This is a genomic window from uncultured Roseivirga sp., from assembly GCF_963973945.1.
Classification (GTDB): Bacteria; Bacteroidota; Bacteroidia; order Cytophagales; family Cyclobacteriaceae; genus Roseivirga.
In genome coordinates this window covers 399,144-422,345 of record NZ_CAXBBV010000002.1, presented here as the reverse complement: position 1 = coordinate 422,345, position 23,202 = coordinate 399,144, and the positions used below count along the sequence as shown (strand labels likewise).

20 protein-coding genes are annotated in these 23,202 nt (G+C 38.8%); 13 read left to right on the top strand and 7 right to left on the bottom strand.

The features are described 5' to 3' along the window. Positions 1-107 precede the first annotated feature (107 nt). Complete coding sequence (locus AAC026_RS06185; protein WP_339608994.1) at positions 108-497, top strand: endonuclease domain-containing protein; 390 nt, start codon at positions 108-110, stop codon at positions 495-497. 87 nt (positions 498-584) lie between these two features. Continuing rightward, a complete protein-coding gene (locus AAC026_RS06180; RefSeq protein ID WP_062592827.1) occupies positions 585-1,022 on the top strand; it encodes a hypothetical protein in 438 nt (145 codons plus the stop codon). 201 nt (positions 1,023-1,223) lie between these two features. Here AAC026_RS06180 and AAC026_RS06175 read toward each other — a convergent pair whose 3' ends face one another. Beyond that, positions 1,224-2,114 (bottom strand): alpha/beta hydrolase, encoded by an 891-nt coding sequence (locus tag AAC026_RS06175; protein WP_339695938.1) that lies wholly within the window; start codon positions 2,112-2,114, stop codon positions 1,224-1,226. A gap of 73 nt (positions 2,115-2,187) precedes the next feature. Further along, entirely contained in the window at positions 2,188-4,350 is a 2,163-nt protein-coding gene (locus AAC026_RS06170; protein WP_339695935.1) for a glutamine synthetase III, read from the bottom strand. Between the two features lie 233 nt (positions 4,351-4,583). Here AAC026_RS06170 and mtaB point away from each other — a divergent pair, with 233 nt between their 5' ends. The 3 genes from mtaB (at position 4,584) to AAC026_RS06155 (ending at position 6,978) form a co-directional block, all read left to right on the top strand. Further along, a complete protein-coding gene (gene mtaB / locus AAC026_RS06165; protein ID WP_339695932.1) occupies positions 4,584-5,903 on the top strand; it encodes a tRNA (N(6)-L-threonylcarbamoyladenosine(37)-C(2))-methylthiotransferase MtaB in 1,320 nt (439 codons plus the stop codon). A gap of 178 nt (positions 5,904-6,081) precedes the next feature. Beyond that, positions 6,082-6,378 carry a hypothetical protein gene (locus tag AAC026_RS06160; protein ID WP_339695929.1) on the top strand — a complete coding sequence of 99 codons (297 nt, stop codon included), beginning with the start codon at positions 6,082-6,084 and terminating at the stop codon, positions 6,376-6,378. Positions 6,379-6,504: 126 nt separating this feature from the next. Next, entirely contained in the window at positions 6,505-6,978 is a 474-nt protein-coding gene (locus AAC026_RS06155; RefSeq protein ID WP_339607799.1) for a heme-binding domain-containing protein, read from the top strand. Positions 6,979-7,081: 103 nt separating this feature from the next. On the opposite strand, the gene AAC026_RS06150 is transcribed toward AAC026_RS06155, so the two are convergent. Next, the gene (locus AAC026_RS06150; RefSeq protein WP_339695926.1) at positions 7,082-9,487 is read right to left on the bottom strand and encodes a thiamine pyrophosphate-dependent enzyme; all 2,406 of its coding nucleotides are present in this window, start codon (positions 9,485-9,487) and stop codon (positions 7,082-7,084) included. 473 nt (positions 9,488-9,960) lie between these two features. On the opposite strand from AAC026_RS06150, the gene ald reads away from it, so the two are divergent. Next, positions 9,961-11,076 (top strand): alanine dehydrogenase, encoded by a 1,116-nt coding sequence (gene ald, locus AAC026_RS06145; RefSeq protein WP_339607801.1) that lies wholly within the window; start codon positions 9,961-9,963, stop codon positions 11,074-11,076. Positions 11,077-11,294: 218 nt separating this feature from the next. After that, positions 11,295-11,867, top strand: a complete 573-nt coding sequence (locus AAC026_RS06140) for a hypothetical protein (RefSeq protein WP_339695923.1) — start codon at positions 11,295-11,297, stop codon at positions 11,865-11,867. A 185-nt stretch (positions 11,868-12,052) separates the two neighbouring features. On the opposite strand, the gene AAC026_RS06135 is transcribed toward AAC026_RS06140, so the two are convergent. The 4 genes from AAC026_RS06135 to AAC026_RS06120 form a co-directional block, all read right to left on the bottom strand. Then, complete coding sequence (locus AAC026_RS06135) at positions 12,053-12,964, bottom strand: DUF6607 family protein (RefSeq protein ID WP_339695920.1); 912 nt, start codon at positions 12,962-12,964, stop codon at positions 12,053-12,055. Positions 12,965-13,040: 76 nt separating this feature from the next. Continuing rightward, entirely contained in the window at positions 13,041-14,132 is a 1,092-nt protein-coding gene (locus AAC026_RS06130; RefSeq protein WP_339695917.1) for an HmuY family protein, read from the bottom strand. Continuing rightward, positions 14,129-16,399, bottom strand: coding sequence for a TonB-dependent receptor (locus AAC026_RS06125; protein WP_339695914.1), 2,271 nt, complete (start codon positions 16,397-16,399; stop codon positions 14,129-14,131). The genes AAC026_RS06130 and AAC026_RS06125 overlap by 4 nt, the downstream gene beginning before the upstream one ends. A 101-nt stretch (positions 16,400-16,500) precedes the next feature. Beyond that, on the bottom strand, positions 16,501-17,133 hold the full coding sequence (locus AAC026_RS06120; RefSeq protein ID WP_339607806.1) for a response regulator transcription factor: 633 nt from the start codon (positions 17,131-17,133) through the stop codon (positions 16,501-16,503). Positions 17,134-17,322: 189 nt separating this feature from the next. On the opposite strand from AAC026_RS06120, the gene AAC026_RS06115 reads away from it, so the two are divergent. The 6 genes from AAC026_RS06115 (at position 17,323) to AAC026_RS06090 (ending at position 22,949) form a co-directional block, all read left to right on the top strand. Continuing rightward, complete coding sequence (locus tag AAC026_RS06115; protein WP_339695911.1) at positions 17,323-18,612, top strand: aminopeptidase P family protein; 1,290 nt, start codon at positions 17,323-17,325, stop codon at positions 18,610-18,612. Positions 18,613-18,618: 6 nt separating this feature from the next. Then, positions 18,619-19,059, top strand: coding sequence for a GNAT family N-acetyltransferase (locus AAC026_RS06110; RefSeq protein ID WP_339695908.1), 441 nt, complete (start codon positions 18,619-18,621; stop codon positions 19,057-19,059). Next, positions 19,056-19,334, top strand: a complete 279-nt coding sequence (locus tag AAC026_RS06105) for a hypothetical protein (RefSeq protein ID WP_339607809.1) — start codon at positions 19,056-19,058, stop codon at positions 19,332-19,334. Before AAC026_RS06110 ends, AAC026_RS06105 begins: the two co-directional genes overlap by 4 nt. 9 nt (positions 19,335-19,343) lie before the next feature. Then, entirely contained in the window at positions 19,344-19,757 is a 414-nt protein-coding gene (locus AAC026_RS06100; protein WP_339607810.1) for a Rid family hydrolase, read from the top strand. A gap of 94 nt (positions 19,758-19,851) precedes the next feature. Further along, positions 19,852-22,224, top strand: coding sequence for a hypothetical protein (locus tag AAC026_RS06095; protein ID WP_339695905.1), 2,373 nt, complete (start codon positions 19,852-19,854; stop codon positions 22,222-22,224). Between the two features lie 173 nt (positions 22,225-22,397). Then, on the top strand, positions 22,398-22,949 hold the full coding sequence (locus AAC026_RS06090) for a mechanosensitive ion channel family protein (protein ID WP_339695902.1): 552 nt from the start codon (positions 22,398-22,400) through the stop codon (positions 22,947-22,949). Positions 22,950-23,202: the final 253 nt, after the last annotated feature.

Sequence of the window (23,202 nt, the reverse complement as noted above, 5' to 3'; positions counted from 1 at the left end):
AAAAGCATTGAGACCTCAGAAGCAAAACCAAACAACAACCGTAAATCTCCCCCGCTGGCGGAGGCAAGGGGTGGATAGTAAGTGAAATATTTTCTAACTTAAACTTAATGCCATCTAACAATCACTACAATAAGCATCTAAAACATCCCGCAAAAAGGCTCAGAAATGAAATGACAAAAGCTGAGGCTTCTTTATGGAAATACATTCTCAGTAAACGTCAAGTTTATGGGCAACAATTCAGACGTCAAAGACCTATAGACAACTACATTGTCGACTTCGTTTGTTTACCGTTAAACCTCATTATTGAAGTTGATGGTATTACTCATACTTATGAAGAAGTTACCGAAAATGATAAAATAAGACAATTGAAACTAGAGTCTCTAGGCTTCAAGATCATCCGATTCACAGATGAAGAAGTATTAACTTCTATAAGCTCGGTTTACAGAAATATAGCTTATGAAGTGGAAGTGCTAATGGCCAAGATTCAGAACGAATAAAAATCTCCCTCCAACCTCCCCAACGGAGAACAGCAGGGGAATAACCTTTTTTTTACAAATAAACTCTTTAAACTATCTTTAAATAGAATGGCCAACAAGGTGAGGTTTTATCATTTATGGGATAAAAAAGAGGTTCTAGGGAACCTTATGTTTTGGATTCTCATAATTACATTATTCATCATAATTTTCAACTTCTCTAAAATTACAGAACACTTTAAACTCACCACATATGACTCTGAAACCGTAGGAACTTTAATCACTACTGATATAAAAACAGGAATGCGTCAAAGTTTGGAAGGTAATAAAACAGAGGTCAATCACATTCTAATTCAATACGAATATAAAGTGGGAACAATGGAGTTTACCCAAACGGACAGAGTCGCGCCAACACAAGAAAATTTAGAAAGCCTAGATCGAATAATCAATGACCCAGACAAAAAGGTTTATGTGAAATATCGGTTTACAGAACCTCAAAAAAGCGCAATCAATTTGAAAAAAACACCTCCGACTGATTCAACAATGTAAATCATTTGACTTGAGTGCAAATCCCCCTCCAACCTCCCCCAGGGGAGGACAGCCGCAGAGGTACAGAAACTTCATATGATAGAACAAAGTAAAGAAACCTCATAAGCCAAAATAAGATCACCACTGCCTATATCCCCCGCTGGCGGGGGCTTGGGGGTGGATAGAAAACATAGCGAGGGCAAGCGATAGAAAAGAAAAAGCCTAACCACCACTCCTAATCCCTTCCAACATCTCCAAAATTGTTTTTTTAACGAGCTCAGATTCGTTCCAAGGCAAAAAATGGTTTTGCTTAGGCAGCATTATGATTTTATGAGGCGCATTGACCAGAACGCTATCGGCAAATGCTCCATTTCCGGGATGAACTAGATCATCGGTTTCGCCTTGAATTACCACGCTGGGCACAGTAATGTTCTTCCAAAGCGGCATCATTAGCTCAAGTTCTTCTCTTAAAAAAATAAGCTCTTCGTTAGAAATTCTAAATATTTTAGGGAAGACACCTTCAATAATTGGCCAACGCATTGGTACTCTAAACCAATCTTCATGCGGTTCCAATTCGGCAGAAAGTGCTGGTGCCAACATAATAATACCATCTACCAGCTCTGGAAAATCCATGGCCATTCTGGCGACAACTGGCCCACCTAGCGAATGACCTATCAGAATTCTTGGCGCTGGGTACTTCTCCAAAATAGGCGCTAAATACTTGGCTTGGGTTTCTAATGAAGCAATTGGTTTACCATAACTCGACTTCCCAAAACCTGGTCGGTCAGGTGATATTATTACGGCTTTATTATAAAGGGTACTATCTACAAAATAGTCTATAAATGCGCTCCAAGAACCGGGCGTTCCGTGTATAAAAACGAACGTGGCTGGTTGCTCTAAGTCCAGCACCTTATAGTGCATTTTGTAACCATCTATCGTATAAGATTCGCTAACTGGTTTCACGGGTTGATCTTCAAAAAATTTAGCTACCTCTTTATCGCTTTTCGAAAAACTGATACAGCCACTTACAATTTGAGATAAAACTATAATCAGTACCAAGCTTGAAAGACAGCCAATCCTTATTCTTTTAAACCACTTCGTTTTCTTCTTCATAACAATTAGAAACTTACCATAAAAAAACCACTCCCTTTCGGAAGTGGCTTCAAAATTTATCAAATCGTTTTTCTTATCTCAAGAAAAGCATCTCTCTATACTTCAATAAAGGCCAGTCCTCATCATCTACCAAAAGCTCAAGCTTGTCTACTGCGGTACGAATTTCATCAAAGTACTTTACTTTAATTCTATCGCAATAAGCAATGGCTCTATCTCTTGATTCTTCAATTAGGTTTACTTCACCTCTCTCTTCATTCATCGCATCCACTTTCGTCTGAATAGTTTTAATGTAACCATTCACCTTGCTCACTACAGCAATTGTATGCGCATTATCCAAACCTAAGCTTGCCAATTTAGTGGCATTGTCCATAAGCCTACTTTGATAATCTATAGCAGCAGGAAGAATCATATTCATTGCAATCTCACCCATTAATCTGGCTTCAATCTGCAGTTTCAATATGTAATTTTCTAGTTGGATTTCGTTTCTGGCCTCCAATTCAACTGCATTCATTACCTTAAACTCTTCAAACATTTTGATAGAGTCTTTATCGATATAAGCATCAAGTGCTCTAGCGGTGTCTTTCACATTCGGAAGACCTCTTTTCTTTGCCTCTTCTGCCCACTCTTCAGAGTATCCGTCTCCTTCAAACAATACAGATTTAGAATCCTTGATGTACTTTCTGAGTACATTAACAATGGCAATTTTCTTATCCTCACCTTTGCCAATCAACTTGCTTACCTCATTATAGAATTCCTTAAGCTGGTTGGCTACAATTAAGTTAAGAACCGTCATTGGTTCAGCCACATTTTGGTCAGAACCAACAGCCCTGAACTCAAACTTATTCCCTGTAAAGGCAAAGGGAGATGTTCTGTTTCTATCTGTATTATCTAAGATGATTTGAGGTATTTTATCAATCCCCAACTTCATGTACATATTGTCGCCTTTATCTACTTTAAGGTTTCCATTATTGGCCAACTCTTCTAAAACCGAAGTAAGTTCAGAACCAATGAATACCGACATAATTGCTGGAGGGGCTTCGTTAGCACCTAGTCTATGGTCGTTACCTGCAGACGCAATACTTGCTCTCAACATTCCCGGATGTTCATGAATTGCCTTGATAGTAGTTACCAAGAAAGTAAGGAACTGTAAGTTTTCTCTTGCGCTTGAACTTGGTTGAAACACGTTCACACCCGTTCCAGTAATCAACGACCAGTTATTATGTTTTCCAGAACCGTTAAGGCCTGCAAACGGTTTTTCGTGGAAAATAACTTTCAGGTCATGTCTTTCAGCAACACGGTCCATCACATCCATCATTAATGAATTGTGGTCTGTTGCAATGTTAATGTCTTCGTATAAAGGAGCAACCTCAAACTGAGCTGGAGCCACTTCGTTGTGACGGGTCATTACTGGAATACCTAATTTCAAAGACTCGATTTCGAAGTCTTTCATAAAATTGTAAACACGGCTTGGAATAGCACCAAAGTAATGATCATCTAACTGCTGTCCTCTGGCTGGGTGGTGACCGAAAATGGTTCTTCCACTCATAACCAAGTCTGGGCGCGCATTAAATAAGGCTTTGTCGATTACAAAGTATTCTTGTTCAACCCCCAATGAAACATTCACATTAGAAACTGTTCTATCAAAGAGTTGACAAACCTTAGTTGCAGCTTTGTCTACAGCTTCAACCGCTTTTAGCAAAGGCACTTTATGATCGAGCGCTTCGCCAGTATAGGAAACAAAGATGGTAGGAATACATAATGTTCTACCCCAAATAAATATTGGAGAAGTAGGATCCCAAGCAGTATAACCACGCGCCTCAAAGGTACTTCTGATTCCACCGTTAGGGAAAGAAGATGCATCTGGTTCTTGCTGAATCAACGCGCTACCCTTCAGTACCTCTATACCTTTATGGGCGTCAAAGAAAGAGTCATGCTTTTCAGCAGTCGACCCTGTCAATGGTTGAAACCAGTGTGTGTAATGAGTAGTACCTTTTGAAAGTGCCCAAGTTTTAACCGCAGAAGCTACCTCACTGGCAGTTTCTAGGTCGATCTTTTTTCCTTTCTTAATTACTGCTTCAACTTTTTTGAAAGTTTCTGGGGTCAGGGTTGACCTCATTTTCTCAAGCGTGAATACATCATCGGCAAAGAAATCTGAAATTTTGTCTGCTGGAGCGAAAACACGCTCCGTAGTTCTAGTTTGAACGATATTGAGCGCTCGCTGACGTTGATTTAACATAGGATAGAACAGGTTGGTTAAAATTTACACCCAAAAATAAGGTAATCACATGGATTAATTTAGAAACAGGGTATTTTTTTAACCAGTTTTTTCAGAAAAAACAAAAAACACCTCAAAATAAGATTCAAAAGAACATTTCAACATCTAAGACAATGACATTTTTCTTCAAGTAGGTTCGCTATGAGGCTAAAACTTCTGAATCAGAAGTTAAATGCTTAGATTTGCAGCCCGAAATGAGAAAAGTAGCATTTTATACATTAGGCTGTAAACTGAATTTTTCAGAAACCTCTACCATTTCCCGCCAATTTGCGGAGAAGGGTTATGAAAAAGTGGAATTTTCTGAAACTCCAGACATTTTTATTATCAATACCTGCTCGGTAACCGATAATGCAGATAAAAAATGCGCAAAGATTGTTCGCGAAGCCCAAAGCATAAACCCAAATGGCTATGTAGCCATTATTGGCTGCTATGCCCAGTTAAAACCAAAGGAGATTTCTGAAATCCCTGGTGTTGACGCGGTTTTAGGTGCTGCAGAAAAATTCAGGCTTATTGAATTATTGGATGGTTTTGTAAAACCAGAAAACACTCAAGTGCTGGCTTCAGAAATCAAGGAAGCTACAGCTTTTAATAATGCTTACTCTATTAATGACAGAACTCGCACTTTCTTAAAAGTACAAGATGGCTGTAATTACCATTGTGCTTTCTGTACCATTCCTTTGGCCCGTGGCAAAAGCAGAAGCGACAGTGTGGAGAATATTTTGAACTCAGCTCGAGAAATTGCAGCTTCTGAAGTAAAAGAAGTAGTACTGACAGGTGTAAACATTGGTGATTTCGGAATTCAAGACGGAAAAAGAACTGAGCGTTTTGTAGACTTAGTGAAAGCTATTGATGAAGTAGAAGGCATTGACCGAATTCGAATTTCTTCTATTGAACCTAATTTGCTTACCAACGAGATCATTGAATTTACTTCAACATCGAAACGTTTTGCACCCCATTTTCATATTCCGCTACAATCAGGGAATAACAAAACACTCAGACGAATGCGCAGACGCTATCTGAGGGAGTTGTACGAGGATAGAATCAACAAAATCAAACAACTGATGCCCAATTGCTGTATTGGCGTAGATGTTATTGTTGGCTTTCCGGGCGAAACGCATGAGGACTTTTTAGATACTTATAACTTCTTAAACGAGTTAAACATTTCTTACCTCCACGTTTTCACTTATTCTGAAAGGGCAAATACTGCAGCGCCAGAAATGGAAGGACGAGTACCATTGAAAGAGAGAAAAGAGCGTTCCAAAATGCTTCGTATTCTTTCAGAGAAAAAGAAACAGCAATTCTATAGAGAGAATCTGGGTTCTACGGCTACCGTTCTTTTCGAGAATGATATAGAAAACGGCATGATGCATGGTTTTACCGAAAACTACGTGCGTGTTGCTGCTAAATATGATCCAATGCTGATCAATGAGCTAAAAACGGTAACATTAAAGTCCATTAACAAAAACGGTACTGTTGATGTAGAAGAACCGGAAATGGTTTTTGAAACACATTAGACTTAATACTTTCTTCAGTAGACAAGAAAATCATTTAAAAACTAGGTTGAAAGGCCAAAACAGAGACCTTACACTTCATCTCAAACCCTTTACCTTAGTCTCCTGCCACTTACCATTAGCCAAGAACCTACAGGTTCATTTTTACGAAAACCTACATGTCACTAAACTTAAAAAAATCATGGCAAGCGGATTAGGTTTCATATTAGATGCTAACAACAGAATGGTAAACAATAGAGCTCTTTTAAACAGAGCGGGCTCTTTTAACATTCGGTCGGCAAACAAATTCATTCAACCATCTGGGCGCAAATACACTTTCAAAAAACTCAGCGTCCTAGGTTCACAGAAAATAAGAACAGAGATTCAAAAGGAGAAATTAGAAGAAAGAAAAAGAACTCTACTTCTAATAACCGCCAGCACAGCTGCATCTCTTTTAATTTTTTGGGGAGTTTTCGAATTCATGAATTACATCTTCTAAAGTATAACCAATAGCCGCAGGTGCTTAAGTCTGCGGCTTTCTCGTTTTTCTACCCTTACCTACCTTTATACAAATTTATTTTTCATATTTGGAATCGCTCCGATTTTCTAAAGCTAATTCCCGATCATGAAAAAGATACTGCGCTACATTCTGCTTTTTATACTCTTCGTATTTGTTGTCATTCAGTTCATTAACAGACCCGAGAAAATAAGTGAGCCTGTTACTGAAAACGACATTATTCTTTCACTCAATGTAGATCAAGAAATAGCGGCAATGTTAAAAGCATCATGTTATGATTGCCACTCCAACCAACCTCGATACCCTTGGTATTCAAATATTGCTCCTTTAAACTGGTGGATTGGAGGTCATATTGAGCATGGAAGAGACGAGTTGAATTTTTCACTTTGGGGTACTTTTACTGCCAGAAGAAGAGATCATAAACTAGAAGAAGTAGCCGAATTGGTTGAGAAACGAGAGATGCCGCTTCCTAATTACCTTCCCATGCACAAAGACGCAGAGCTTTCTGATGAACAGATTGAAAAGCTGAAGAAATGGGTTGAGGCTGAAAGAGCAAACATTGCTGCGGAAACAGAAAATTAAACTCCAATGATATTTCATTAATAAGGCTTCAACCAATTTTGATTGAAGCCTTATTAATTATTTCAAAACCAACTTAACGGTTTCTAATATTCTCTCCTCTTATTTAGTATAAATCTGGGAATTTCACTGGGTCTACTTCATTCATTAACGCATAAGCCGTATCGAAAACAGTTTCTACGCTTGGCTTAGAGAAGTAATCACCATCAGAAGCATACGCTGGCCTATGTGCTTTTGCTGCAATAGTTACTGGCTGCGAATCTAAATGGAAATAAGCACCCTGTTCCTCCACTACTTTCTGCATCATATAAGCCGAAGCACCTCCTGGTACATCTTCATCGGCAAATATTACTCTGTTTGTTTTCTTAATTGAATCCACAATAGAGTGGTGAACATCGAAAGGAAGTAGGGTTTGAACATCAATCACTTCAACAGAAATACCAATTTCTTCTAGCTCCTCAGCCGCTTGCATTACAATACGACACATAGAACCATAAGTAACAATGGTCATATCGGTACCTTCTTTTAGTACCTCAGGCACACCCAAAGGCAAAGTAAACTCACCTACATTGTTCGGAATTCGTTCTTTCAAACGATAACCATTCAAACATTCTATAATCAATGCTGGCTCATCGGCTTTTAACATGGTGTTATAAAAGCCAGCCGCTTGCGTCATATTTCGAGGTACCAACACGTGGACTCCTCGAATACTACTCAAGATCATTCCCATTGGCGAACCTGAATGCCATACGCCTTCAAGCCTATGTCCTCTTGTTCGAATAATCAATGGTGCTTTCTGGCCACCAGCAGTTCTGTATTGAAGAGAAGCTAAGTCATCGGACAGAATCTGAATGGCATAGAGCAAATAATCCAAATACTGAATTTCAGTAATTGGCCTTAAGCCTCTTAATGCCGCGCCAATTCCTTGTCCAATAATGGTAGCTTCGCGAATACCAGTATCGGTAACTCTCAGCTGTCCGTATTTATCTTGTAAGCCAGCAAAGGCTTGATTTACATCGCCAATTTTACCCACATCTTCGCCAATGGCAAAAACTCTTGGGTCGCTAGCCAAAGCAGCATCAAAGCAAGCTTGAAGCACTTCCCTACCATCTACCAACGGAGATTCATCAGAAAACTCTGCTTTAACCTCTTCTACCTTTAAAGCTGACTTTGCAGACTGACTAAACAAATGTGAGCTAAATCTTTCTTCGTTTTTAGCTAAGGCATTACTAAGCCATGCAACTAACTCTGAACGTGCTTCAGTATTTTCTGAACGCGTGAGCCTAAGCACTTTCTTAGCTGCCTTAATGGAATCCAAACGAATTGGATTCATTGTTTTCTTTAGGTCAGAAGCAGCTTGATGTATTTCACCAATGAAATTGCTTTCTTCTGCACATTTCTCAATTACAGCGATTGCTTCAGACTGCTCTCTCTTAATATCTTCCATAAAGGCGTTCCAAGCAGCAGTTTTAGCTGTCTTAGCTCCTTCTTTGGCTTCTTTTTCTATTATATCTAAATCGGCTTCTTGGGCCAATTCATTCTCCAAAATCCATTCCCTCATCTTCTTGAGGCAATCAAAATCAGCTTCCCACTTAAGTCTGTCTTTCGACTTATATCTTTCATGAGAACCAGAAGTAGAGTGCCCTTGTGGCTGGGTCATCTCTGTTACATGAATAAAAGTAGGCACATGCTCTTCTCTAGCTATTTTGGCAGCTTTTTCAAAAGTTTCAACCAAAGCCATGTAATCCCAACCTTTTACTACAAAAACCTCATAACCGGGCTTATCTTTTGTGCGCTGTATTCCTGCTAGAAACTCAGAAATACTACCTTTGGTAGTATGGTATTCTTTTGGAACTGAAATTCCATATTCATCATCCCAAACCGACATTACCATAGGTACTTGTAATACACCTGCGGCATTTATCGACTCAAAGAAGGGGCCTTCAGAAGTTGAGGCATTACCAATAGTACCAAAAGCTACTTCGTTTCCTGTGATAGAAAAATCTGTGAATTGATGTAGTTCTTTATTTTGGCGATAAAGCTTTGAGGCATAAGCCAAACCTAAGAGTCTTGGCATTTGGCCAGCAGTTGGAGAGATATCTGCGCTGGAATTTTTCATTTCCGTTTGCTTCTTCCATTCTCCGTTTTCGTCTAAAAGTCGGGTACCGAAGTGGCCATTCATTGACCTTCCTCCACTGGCAGGTTCCGCTTCAACATCGGTATGAGCATACAGTTGAGCAAAGTACTCTTGAACGCTAAGTTGACCAATAGCAAACATGAAGGTTTGATCACGGTAATAGCCTGAACGGAAATCGCCATTCTTAAAGGCTTTGGCCATGGCAATTTGAGCAACCTCTTTACCATCGCCAAAAATACCGAACTTGGCTTTCCCCATGAAAACTTCCTTTCTCCCCATTAAACTCGCCTCTCTGCTTTCACATGCTAGACGATAATCGTTCAATATTTCCTCTACTCCTATACTCAGTTTTCTATCTGTTTTAGTCGCTCCCAATATCTTAAACGTTAAATTTATAAAGCACCTTTTACCCGAAGGTCAACAAAAATACAATTTTACTGATACGAATCAAATTTGGATCAACCTATCTTATGAAGCATTCAGCAAAATAAAAGATTGTAAATTTTAATTTTAAAAAATTAAATTCCGACCAAGCTAATGAATCGAAATTTAATTTCTAATTATCAATAAGTTGAAAACTTTCCTCGAAGGAGTTCTAAATCTAAAATAAACCACTACAGACTGAAGACACCATAGTTTTTGGCAAGGATGAGAGCCCATTTGAGTGTCGGCACATTAAAATATACGATTTTAGAAGCTAGCGTAAAATGCATTTAAAGCGCAGAGTTTCAACTCAGTTTGTAACGACTAAAAACCTTTTATATCAACGGACGCTTTTTTCTCTGACTTTGCGGTCGTTTGAAGTCTAGCTTACTATATTTGCCGAGTAACATTAAAATTCAAATATCATGATCATTGGTGTACCAATCGAAATTAAAAACAATGAAAACAGGGTTGCTTTAACCCCGGGTGGTGCCTTAGAACTTATTAAGCGTGGTCACACGGTTTATGTTCAGGATAATGCGGGCTTCAATAGTGGTTTCCCAAATGACTTATACGAAAGTGTAGGGGCTAAAATATTGCCTACTATCGAAGCTGTATATGACATTGCGGAAATGATCATGAAGGTAAAGGAACCGATTGAAAGCGAATATAAATTGATCAAAGAAGATCAGTTGTTATTTACTTACTTCCACTTTGCCTCATATGAGCCATTAACAAAAGCGATGATTGAAAATCGTTCGGTTTGTTTGGCTTATGAAACTGTTGAAAAAGCTGACCGTTCTTTACCTCTTTTGATTCCTATGTCGGAAGTAGCTGGTAGAATGGCTACCCAACAAGGTGCTAAATACCTTGAAAAACCGATTAAAGGAAAAGGTGTTTTGCTTGGTGGTGTACCAGGTGTTAGCCCAGGTAGAGTGCTTGTTTTAGGTGGTGGAGTCGTTGGTACTCAAGCTGCTAAAATGGCGGCTGGACTTGGTGCTCAAGTAACCATTATGGATATTAACCTTGATCGTTTGCGCTATTTGAACGATGTAATGCCTGCCAATGTAGTAACTCGTTATTCAAGTGAAGTAAACATCCGCGAACTCATTCCAATCATGGATTTGATTATTGGCGCGGTATTAATTCCAGGTGCAAAAGCGCCTAACTTGATTACTCGAGATATGTTGAAAGACATGCAAAAAGGAACTGTTCTTGTTGACGTTGCCGTTGATCAAGGAGGTTGTATTGAAACATGTAAGCCAACTACTCATGAAGACCCTACTTTCATTATTGACGACATAGTTCATTACTGTGTGGCCAACATGCCGGGTGCAGTACCTTACACTTCTACTGTTGCGCTTACAAATGCAACTTTACCTTATGCTATACAATTGGCGAACAAAGGATGGAAGAAAGCTTGTACTGAAAACAAAGAATTGGAGCTTGGACTTAATGTAATTAAAGGTGATGTGGTGTATAAAGCCGTTGCTGAAGCTTTTGACTTACCTTATGTAGATGTTAAAAATCATTTGAACTAATCATTGTTCAAACTACAAATATTGAAAGCCGCCTTAATAGCGGCTTTTTTTATTCCTCCTCAGTCTGATCACATCAATTAGCCACCACTAATAAAGAATTAGAAATGATTTAACACTAATCACTTGCAACGATGTTGCATTTGCACTATTGTTGCATTTACAATGCTCGTATCAATTGTGATATTTAGTTATAATTAAAAACACAACGTTCAAAGATTATGAAATTAACACGTATCAAGCTTTATTCATTAGCCGTATTGGTAGCTCTTATAACAACAACGGCATGTGGTTCTGACGATCCGGAACCGGTTAACGAAGAAGAACTTATTACTACATTAAGGGTAACCTTTACTGGAACTGGCCCTAATGAAGGAGAAACGGTAGTTGCTACTTTTAAAGACCTTGATGGTGCAGGTGGAGATGCTCCTGAGGTAGTCAACCCAGTATTAAGCGCTAATGGAACGTACGATGTCAGTGTGGTTTTCTTAAACGAAGCGGAATCTCCTGCAGAAAACATTACCCTAGAAGTAAAAAAAGAAGCAGATGAACATCAAGTATTTTTTGTAGCCAACAACTTAAATTTCACTTACCAGTATGGTGATCAAGATTCAAACGCTAAACCTCTTGGTCTTGAAGGATCTGTTTTAATTGGTGATGCGGGCAATGGAACTTTACAAATACTCCTTATTCATGAGCCAAACAAAGATGGCTCAGGTGTTAGCGGTGGCGACCCTACAAATGCTGGAGGAGAAACCGACATTAGTGTGACCTTCAATGTAAGCGTCCAATAAGAGATCAATCGCAGATTGATTTAGTTTTTAGTTAGTTAATTAGTTACACGTACCGAAATGATCGGTACGTGTTTTTTTTGTTATGGTCTACCAACAAAAAAGAGTACCTCTTCCGAAGTACTCTTCTTGATAAAAGTATTTGGCGCAAATTCCCTTGACGATCTTCCACCCAACTTTTACACAACCTAATCCATATATGATTTAATAATTTCTGACACCTTAGTTCGCACCTCAGCGCTATTGTAGCTATCAGCTGCAGCCATTTCATCACCTAAAGCGAATAGTACTTCGTAAAGCATTTTATCATTCAGGCTTTCAGCATAACTAAAGCTAGGGTTTGTTGAGTATACCTCGCTCCAAACCAATCTTACATCAGCCCAATACTGTTCGTTTTTCTTCCACCACTCTTGTGCAACTACGCACTTACTGTCGTCTACCTTAGTGTATACATTCATGCCCTTTTCTTCTGCTAAAAGCTCATCTCCGCTTTCAGTACGATTTACCTTGCCGTTGTCTTGCTCGTGAATCCATCCAAAATCAGTAAGCTCATGTCTATTTGTACGAAGCATTACATTATAGTCACTGCGTTTTGAATATTCCCTTCTTGGTAATGGTGAATCTGATGCGCCTTCCCAATAATGTTTCCCATCCACATGTACCCATGAGGCTGAGCTTTCGTAACGCGGGCTATCATCTACATGATAAACCTTCTGAGACCACTGACCTTTTACAGCTGACTTTGGTAAGGTGTTAAGCTTCCAACCATTGTTCTTTACATAGCTATAAAGTTCAGTGTTTTCGTAAAGCCAATCTTGTCTCCAATGCTTTACAATGTGGCCTCCACCTACAATTAGTAAATGCTGCATAGATATTTCGTTCTTTTCATCCTTTACCAATTGTACCCACTCAAACCCTTTGGTTCTATAATTATCATGAAACTGGTAATCTCTTTGGTAATCAAAGGTTTCGGCAAAATTGAAAGTGATTTCATAACAGCCACACATTTCTTTAATTGCCTCTTGATCTTGCTTCTTTTTACTTTGAGCCATTGCTAAAGTAGACATCACTAGCATTAGGCAAATCAGTATATTTTTCATTTTGATATTTATTTTGAACATGTTTTAGTGCTTATTTAACCTGAAAGATTTGAGTTTTTGACCTTTAATCTTGTGCTTATTGCGCTAGCAAATCGTATTGGATTTGAGGATAGCCTCTTTCGCCAGAAACTGGATCAAGCATTCTAGTGAATTTGAGCTTGTAATAGTTATTATCACTATCCTTCACTACGTAGAAAATATCTGGGTTCACTCCTGTTTCTTTGTCTGAACCAGGCTGAGCAACAATTCTCCAATTACTTCCAATCGTAGTTAAATCTGACGAGTAGTTTAAATCTGTAGAGTTAGCATAGGTAAAGTCAGCGTAGGTAAAATCAGCTACAGCTACTTCTGCAACCTCAATAAAGGCTCTATTCTGGATCACAAAATCCTTATAAGCATATGGTATTTTGGTTGTAGCGTCAATTGGTAAAAGGTTAGTGAAAATGGTGAAGCAAATGTCCCATTTCTTTTTTTCTGGCTCTACATTTACCAAACCTTGATTAAGGTTTACATAATTGAAGTTATAATCGCTGTTTTTAGTGATTTGTAACTCGCTAAAAGTGGCAGAATTGATTTCGGCATATTGCATTTTATATCCACTTCCATCTCTTAAGAAACGCGCCTTCATCCAGCCTCTAGCAGTTCCATCTGCGTTTTTACCACGATTTATGATGTAAACTTTATTTTGGTCTGCGGTTGCCGACACCTCTGCAATGGCTGTACCTTCCAATGAACCGTCAGGCTGGTCCATCCAAGTTTGAGCTTGTGGCAACCATTCTGCTGGAGCACCAAACAATGAACCAAAAATAGCATCAATATCCATTTTAGCGCCCATTCCCACTGTATCTTCAGCAGTCACTTGTGCTAAATCATTTTTATCAATCGACTGAGCAAGCATGCTTGCTGGGTTATTCAATATTACTCTGAATTCGCTGCCAGAATAAAAACCTAAATCCCATGAAGCACGATTTACCACCGTTTGGGTTTTAGAAGAAAAGTCGATAAAAACTTGGTTTGGCTGATTGGCCCCTCCCACTTCTGCATCTATGATTGCGCTCGAAACCGCTGGATCTACTTTTGGCTGATCATCTTCAGAGTCGCAAGCATTTAGAAAGCCAACCGCTACTAGTGCAAGGATTAACTTCAATGTGTATTTACTGTTCTTCATTTTAATTTTAGGTTATAGTTTAATTTTATAAAATAGCTTCTTCCGTAGGATACCGGCACGGAAGCACCTCCTGAGTGCGTTCCACCAGAAACTCCTGAGTTATTGATTCTTTGAATGTCTAAAAGGTTTTTTGCTCCAAAAACAAGGTATAGGTGATTAAAAAAGGTTTTCGACAGGGTTAAATCCAGCCAATGATAGTCCTCTACTTCACCAATAGTTACCTGCTGCTCGCCCTCCGAGTCTTCAGAAAAAAGATAGTTTCTTAGGCCACCTGTGTACTTATAAAAAACATTGATTTTAGTATCTATCTTCTCCCAATCATACTGTAGGTTGGCGTTGACTTCTGGGGTGTAGAAAAAAGTGTTAAGCTCTTCTTCTTGATCTTCATCTAGTCTGTTATATCGGCCTATGTAGGAAAGTCCAAGGCTGGCAGAAAACCTACTCCATTCCATTTTTTGGTTCAACCCAAGCCCTATTGTCTTGTACTTATCTACATTGATGTAGGTAGTAGAAGTGGCATCGGAAGCCGACTGAGCCATACCAATCTGATCTTCAATGGTATTGTAGAAGATATTAACTCCTGCCTCTGACTTAGCCGACATAAGCTCGAATGGCTTGGAGAAATTGGCACTAATGTGATGTGAAAATTCGGGAGTAAGGTCTGGGTTTCCGAAAATTCTATGGTTCGAATCCACAAATTCAAAGTAGAGTTCACGAACCGAAGGAGACCTATAGCCTCTTCCGTAAGCCAATCTTAAACTAGCGTTATCAAAAGATTTCTTGATTTGAATAGAGGGGATTAACTGAGTGCCAAAAACACTATTCATAACCAAGCGAACACCGGGCCGCACGGTGGTATGATTAAGCATTTCCCATTCTAAAGAACTAAAAATAGCTACATCGTTGATTTGCTGTTCGCCTTCCTGAATTCTGCCACCACCTACTTTCTCGAAACTTAAATTATATCCAGTCTGCAAATCAACCAAATCAGAAAAAGCCAAATAACCTGTACCACCAAATTCCCAGACCTTATAAGTACTTATATCCTGATCGCCACTTGCTGTGGTCAATTGCTTCTCTCCTGTTACCAAGTTTTTAGAAAACCTAGATTTTACCCTTTCAAAGTCTGAATAAGATGCAAAAGCATTATAGCGATTTAAGAAAGGGAGTTTACCCTCTGCTTGTATTTGATGAATAGTACGCTGAGTTAAATACTCTTCATCAATAGCAAAGGGCTGATTTTCTCCCGTAGGTAAATAATTATCATTTGATCGCCCAAGGTCGTCAATCGTCTCATCTAGGTAATCAAAACGGTAATAAACAGAGCTGTTTTTAGGACTGAACTTAATCAGCGCATTGGTCTGAAATTGCTCTTTCGGATTCCATTCTTTTGGCCTACCAGTTAAGCTTCCTTGATAGCCTTTGAAATCGCTATGTAATACTCCAATTTGAGCAAACCATTGACTCGCTATCTGCTGATTAATGTTTATATTTTGAATGTGCTTTCCTTTGTCGGCTCCAAACTCAGACCCAACGGTTTCTTCCTGAATTCCTACTGAAATTTCAGTAGTATGTTCAGCATCTTTATAAGAAATAAGGTTGATTACTCCCGCCAAAGCGTTAGCTCCGTAGTTCACTGCCATTGGCCCCTCCACTATCTCAATCCTTTCTATATTATTGAGGTTAACTTGAGATAAATCAGCCGCATTTCCATTTCCGTTTCGATTGACCAAAGGAATTCCATCCAATAGAATTTTCACGTTCTGACCAGAAATGCCTTGCATACTAATGCCTGTGCTGCCTAGCGCCAAATCTTGCGAATAGCGAATATTCAAACTGTTAGAAAGGGCTTCAGCAAGGTTAATTGCCCCTCTGGCCTTAATATCCTCTTGATCTATTACCTTAACTGTAAAAACGGATTGTTCAGCAGACTGTGGATTGAACTGGCCTGTAACAATAAAATCATCTAGTTGAACCTTCTTGGGTTCCAATCTAATCACATAGTCTTTCGCTACCCCAAGGGTATCGGTAATTGACTGATACGCTACGTGCTGTGTGCGAATTACAATAGGAAAGTCAATGGCTTTGAGGTTAATAGCTCCGTTTTCATCAGAAATAACGTTGCCATTGTACCCACCGTCAATTGGTTGAAACATGAAGGCTACCCCTTCGATTGGTGCCCCCGATGTATCGTCTAGTAATGTGATTTTTTGGCCAAAAACAACTTGGCTGAAGAGGGTTAATATGAGAGAAAAGGCGGTACGCACAAGTGTTATTTAGATTAATTCTTAATAACACAAAGGTAGTTGGCTTTTAAGCTGAGGAACAATCGCTATTGCTAGGGAAAATAATCACTAGAACTAGTGATTTATTTTCTTTCTAAACTAACCCAGCCTTGCTCTGCAGCAAAGATAATTAGCTCTGTAGGGGATTTAAGTTTAAGCTTTTTCAGAATGTTTTTACGATGGGAGTTCACTGTATGAATGCTAATATTCAAGTTATCGGCAATTTCAGATGAAGAGTTTCCAGAGGCAATCAACCTTACTACTTCTTTCTCTCTTTCAGAAAGCTCAAAATATTCATTCCCTTCATCAACAAGCGCCTTTAACACTCGGTTACAGAAAAACTTCTCACCAACCTTAATAGACCGAATGGTTTCTAAAATTTCGCCTTCGCTACACGATTTCGTCAGAAAGCCCTTCACTCCCATTTTTAGTACCGCTCGAATTCTAACACTGTCCAAGTCATCGGTAATTACTAGAATATTCAGGCCGGGGTATAACCTAAGCCAGCGGCTTATTTCATTAACAAAGTCGCCATCTCCATGAATATAATCTAGAACCACCGTTTCGCTGGTATGGCTTCCTATCACAGCTTTTAGTTCGTCAATATGCTCAAACTCTTTAACGCTATCGAAATAGCCGCTTCCGCTGGCCAAAGTTGCTAGGCCTTGTCTGAGTAGGTACTGTGGAAAATGGATGTAAAGTGGGGCGCGACTCAATTATCTATTCTTATTTAGACTAATTCCACGCAAAGGTAAGGCAAAAACAGAAATAAGAAATAGAAGCCACAGATAAAAAAACTTACCTGAGCCGAATGATAAAACAATCATCAATAAGACTTAATGTCCTTTTCTTCCTTTTCTCCCTTTTTCCTAGTTATTTCGTTCGAATTCATAAAAACACAGATTATGAGATACGAAGCGATAGGAAAAGATTTGTTTATCAAAAACAGAGCAAAACTAAAAGCCCGTTTAAAGCCAAACTCAGTTGTTGTAGTTTGTTCTAACGATGTAATGCCCACCAATGCAGATGGCACTATGCCATTTCGCCAGAACAGCAATATGCTATACCTTTCTGGAATAGATCAAGAGGAATCGATTTTGGTGATTGCACCAGATTTTCCAGACCCAAAGTTCAGAGAAGTACTTTTCGTGCGCGAAACCAATGAGCATATCGCTGTTTGGGAAGGTCATAAATACACGCAAGAGGAGGCAACAGAGACCTCAGGAATTCAGACGGTAATTTGGAATGACAAATTCGAAAACACTTTTAACACCATATTGGCAGAAACAGAAAACATCTATCTCTACCAAAATGAGCACATTAGAAATGCAACTGATGTAGAAACCCGTACTGATAGGTTTACAAAGTGGTGTCACGCCACCTACCCTAGTTATGAATATGAAAGACTTGCTCCAATTATTTATGATTTAAGAACTGTAAAAGAAAAACGTGAAATAGAGCTCATGCAAACCGCCTGCGACATTACCGAAAAGGCATTTAGAAAAGTGCTTGCTCTAACCAAGCCAGGTGTTTGGGAGTATGAAGTTGAAGCTGAGTTTCAGTATGAGTTTGCAAAAAGGCGATCAAAGGGTTTTGCCTATACCCCTATTATTGGTGGCGGAGCTAACGCCTGCGTACTTCACTACATTGAAAATAAAGATCAGCTGAAAGATGGCGACTTGATGTTAATGGATGTGGGTGCTGAATATGCCAATTACAATGCGGATATGACCCGTACAATCCCTGTGAATGGCAAGTTCACGAAAAGACAACGTGAGGTTTACGATGCGGTATTAAGAGTAAAGAAGGAAGCCACTGCCATGCTAAAACCGGGAAATAGAATTCCTGAATACCATAAAGAGGTAGGGAAAATTATGACAAGTGAATTGCTTGGATTAGGCTTAATTGACAAAACCGATGTAGCCAACGAAAACCCAGACTGGCCAGCTTATAAAAAGTACTTTATGCATGGTACATCACACCACATTGGCTTAGATGTTCATGATGTGGCCAGCATTTACACAGAGTTTAAGGAAGGCATGGTATTCACCGTTGAGCCTGGAATATATATTCCTAATGAAGGTCTTGGTATTCGTTTGGAAGATGATGAAGTAATCACAAAGGATGGCACCTTCAACTTGATGCGTAACATCCCGATTGAGGCCGATGAAATTGAAAGCATAATGAACGCCTAATTTCGAATGGTAATAGATATTCAAAAAGGAACACTTTTAGAGGCATTAAAAGTCTTGGGAAGTGTTCCTGAATTTGACCCTTTATTGGAGTCAGATTACTACGAAGGTAAAGTAAAGAATAAAGTCCATATCATACTTCTGGCCAAAGTTGATGACAAGGTTGTAGGCTGTAAAATTGGTTATAACAAACACAAAGACGGTTCTTTGTATAGTTGGTTAGGTGGTGTTTTGCCAGAATATAGAAGACATGGCGTAGCAAAGGCATTGGCAGATGAAATGGAGACTTGGGCACTGAATAACGGTTATGCCAAAATACGTTTCAAAACCTTGAACAGGCACAAAGCCATGTTGGCATTTTCACTTAAAAATGGATTCGATATTTTTAATGTAAAGCCAAAAGACGAACTTGAGAATTATCGAATCGAACTTGTAAAGCATTTGAAATGAGTACAGAAGCAGCCGCAGCGCAAGCCGCCATTCAGCAAGCCATAAAAGCATCTGGCGCTGTCGTTAAGATTGAAGCCAATGAATTTAGCCGTATGCTATCAAAAATGGATGACGGCTTGGTGATTGAACAAGAGGGCAAGCTGTTTTTCAAAGATTATTACAAGTATAGTACTTCATATAAAGGCTTCGTTTTCTATTGTAAATCGAATGAAAAGATTTCAGTGCCTTCGAGATTAGAAAAGATAAACGCAAAACAAATTTGGGTTCCGCAATAACAACATACCATGAGTGACAAACTAAATTCGAATAGAGCTCCAGAACCAGTAGGCTTATATCCTCATGCAAGAAAAGTAGGTAACCTGTTATTCCTTTCTGGAGTTGGTCCAAGAGAACGAAACACAAAAAAAATACCTGGTGTTGAATTGAATGAAGACGGCAGCATTCAATCATATAATATAGAAGAGCAGTGCCACTCCGTTTTTAAAAATGTAAAACTTATACTGGAGGATGCCGGCAGTAGCTGGGATCAACTCATAGATGTAACTGTCTTCCTTACCAATATGAAAGCCGACTTTGCGATATACAATAAAATATACGCTCAGTATTTTAGCGAAAACCAACCATGTCGTACTACAGTAGAAATTAACTCACTCCCCACTCCTATTGCTATTGAGTTAAAGTGTATAGCTACTATTTAAGGGTTAAAATCGTACGCAGGAATCCTTTCTTTCTACAAATCAAAAATTTGATAATCAATCATTTATAAGTAGATTTTGGAAACCATATTCCGACATGCGCAATTTTTTCAAACGTGTTTCCCAAATAGTTAAATCCTTTATTTCGAAAATCACCCCAGGCAAAGTAGCTTGGAGAGGTGCAAACAAAGCCATTGCTACCTCTGCTATTATTATTTGGGTGTTGGGTGCACTTTATATGTTTGTAATTGAGGCTGGAACTCCTCTTGGATTCATCCCTCTAGTGCTTGGGCTTATTCTCGCCTTTTTGTGTAGTGCAGGATTAATTCTTATTTTACTCATTCTAAAAAAGTTACCCAAGAGCTTCCTTTGGGTTCTCCCAGGTGCATTCTTTTTAACCACCCTTATTTTTGGAGATAGCTTAGCTATAAAATTTCCTTTGCTTGTAATCAGTTTTTCAGGATTGGCTGGTGCAGGTTTGTTTTCACTAACCAAAAAGAACAGAGCTAAACTTTCCATTCACCAAACCATAGTATCTGGCCTAGGTAGCCTCATTGGTTTAGCGGGATTGGTCTGGGGGCTCATTTGGCTATTCGACACTGGAAGCAAACCTGAAATAGAGCACATTAATGCAGCTCTGACCTCTTCCTATAATGCTCAAACAATTAATGCGGCCAATCCTGCCGAAAAAGGAGATTACCAAGTCGATTACCTTACCTACGGAAGTGGAAACGACAAACAACGGAAAGAATTTGCCGAGGAGGTAACCATAGTTACTGATTCAGTTGATGGCTCTCGTTTATTAGATAATTGGAAAGGTATAGCAGGGAAATTACGAACTCGCTTTTGGGGTTTCGATGAAGAAGCACTGCCCATCAACGGCCGAGTTTGGTACCCAAAAGGTGATGGCCCTTTTCCTTTGGCACTCATTGTACATGGTAATCATGGTATGGAGGATTTTTCAGATCCTGGTTATCAATACTTAGGCGAACTTTTGGCCAGCCAAGGAATGATCATGGTGAGCGTAGATGAAAACTTTATCAATAGCTCATGGAAAGACATGTTTGGAGATGGTTTAGATGAAGAAAATGATGCCCGTGGCTGGTTACTTTTGGAGCACCTTAAATATTGGAGAAAGTGGAACAATGAAACAGATAATGTATTTCAGAATAAGGTTGATCTGGAAAACATTGCGGTAATGGGACATTCGCGCGGAGGGGAAGCGGCTGCAGTTGCAGGCTTCTTCAATAAGTTGAAATTCTACCCTGACGATGCCAAGCAAAAATTCAACTTCGATTTTAACATAAAATCAGTTGTAGCCATTGCTCCAGTTGATGGTCAATACAAACCAGGAGAAATTCAAACACCACTAGAAAACGTAAATTACTTGGTACTACATGGCGCAAATGATGGTGACGTTCAGTCATTTGCTGGTTTAAGGCAATACGAACGAGTCAAGTTTACCGACTCACTTTATCATTTTAAATCCGCTGTCTATATATATGGAGCAAACCATGGACAATTTAACACCACTTGGGGCAATTCAGACTCCGGACAACCATATGGATCACTCCTTAATAAAAAGGCATTAATGCCAATGGAAGATCAATTGCAAATTGGTAAAGTATACATAAGTGCATTTTTACAAGCCACTTTACAGGGCAAAAAAGAATACGAAGCTTTATTCAAAGATTACAGAAACGCAGGAAACTGGCTTCCTCCTACTATTTACCTTAACCAATATGAATCTTCCGACTGGAAAGTCATTGCTGATTTTGAAGAAGACTTAGACCTTACTACCAATTCATCTGGGGGAAGCATAACTTCTGAAAATCTAACTGTATGGCGAGAACAACTGGTGGGTATGAAATGGGGTAACAAAGCAACTCAGGCAGTTTATGTAGGTTGGGACAGCCTAGCCTATGAAGGCCAAACTGCTTGGATTGAGTTTTCCGTTAACGACACTTTTGACTCTACTAGTCCGAGGGCACTTACTTTCGAGTTGGCAGAATCAAAAGAGAATTCTTATCCCGATAAAGACAGGGACAAAAAGAAAGAAAACGAAAGCAAAAATGAAAATGAAAATGAAGAGCTGAAAGAAAGCAATGAAAACAACTCTGACCAAAACGAAGAAGACACATCCAAAGAAGAAAAAGAAGACGAGAATGAAAAAGCTCCAGATCCTATAGACTTTAGTATTCAGCTCACCGATGTTGCTGGCAATACCGTACAGCTTACTTTAAGTGAGTACAGCTACTTGCAAAGACAGCTCACCGTTGAGGTTCTAAAAAACCCAAGCCTTCAATCCACGAAAACCTCTGAAGCCGTGTATAATACCTTCTTTATATACAATGAAATGCTCACTAGTAAATCACCAAACTTTGCACTTAGCAAATTATCTAAAGTGCGCTTTCATTTCGATAAAAGTTCTAAGGGAGTTATTATCATAGATAAAATAGGTCTCCATTAGTCATATCAAGGGATTAACTCATTTCCCAATCCAATATTCACCTCCCATAATGGGACAGCCAACAACGCTCAGATAAATACCTAGTTTATTTACGAGTATCTGGTAGGGTATACATACACATATGTGTATTTGGTATAAGAATTGAAAAACAACTTTCATCAAAGTACCAATTTATGAGAACCATAGCCAACAAAATGAAAGCACCATTCTTATCCTCTTTACTTAATCTTTCAGGAGGCATCTTCTTAAAGACGGTAAAGCCGTTTAAAAAGGGAGACTTCATTGAGATAAATGGAGAAATAGGTTCCGTATCGTCTTGTAGCTGGTCAAGTAGTGAAATCAAAACCATTGATGGCGAATTAGTTAAAGTTGAAAATTCTCAATTCATTTTAGGCACTTTAAATAATTTAAGTGACAAAAATATAATCAGGTTAGAATTGAACCTTAATGTTTGTTACTCTGAAAACATGGCCGATGTAAAACAAGCCATTTACAGTTTTCTGAAAGAACATTCTGGAATTTTAAAATCTCCTAAATCTAAAATTACCGTAGCAAAACTTCATGAAAACCATGTTGAATTGAAGATTGCTCCATGGTGTTTGTTAGATCATTTTTTAGAGTTAGACTATAAGTTGGAGACTGCATTATATCAACATCTACTTAAGAAAGGTTTCAACATGCCAAACCGAGAAGAATTGTTTAGTACAATTAGAGAGATTGCTTAATCAGTGAGTCCTTTTTATACTTCTTTCTAAACCTACTCACAAAAGCAAAAGAAACCAGTAGATAAACTCAAGATCAAATAGCTTAATAAGTAATAAAAAAAGCTTAAAAATATAGTACCGACAAACTTGTAAGAAGAGTCGTAAAAATTGAAATCCGGGATTAAGAAAAGTAGGCGGCAAGGGCTAGAATTACAACTAGAGGCGAGAAGGACAATTTGGAAGTAAAAAAGCAAACTTCTAGAATAAACCATCG